Genomic DNA, 394 nt, shown 5'->3' on the forward strand with positions numbered 1-394 from the left:
ATGCAGGATTCGTCGTATTAACTACATACACATATTGCCTATAAGATTCTAAATCCCTGTGACAGTAAAGCCAATCACTAGTATCGCGTCCAACGTAGAATAATGATAAAAATCTCTGGCCATCTGCTGTTTTATTTTCAGTTATATAGTACACCAGGAAGCCATACTTCTTTTCGGCCGTCTTTATGATTTCTTCTATTTCTTCAGTGACTAAAATATTTTCACCTTGAAAGTAATTGCTGGTGTAGTGGCATTTCCCTGTTTTCATGAACTCATCAATGACAGAACTTGATACATCGGCAAGCATCATTCTATAACATGCTTCTTTTTTTAGAGTTTCGTTGGCCATTGTCGTATTACTTAATCTTCTCATTTGTATTCCTCCAAAAGCAAT

Annotated in this window: 1 protein-coding gene; it reads right to left on the reverse strand. The window is 35.8% G+C overall.

All coding sequences use genetic code 11. The features are described from left to right. Positions 1 to 373 (reverse strand): hypothetical protein (locus KQI94_RS16900; RefSeq protein WP_253296193.1); only part of this gene is annotated, 373 nt, incomplete at its 3' end. Between the last annotated feature and the right edge of the window lie 21 nt (positions 374 to 394).

The organism is Enterococcus sp. S183_ASV_20 (genome assembly GCF_018919685.1).
GTDB classification, from domain to species: Bacteria; Bacillota; Bacilli; order Lactobacillales; family Enterococcaceae; genus Enterococcus; species Enterococcus faecalis.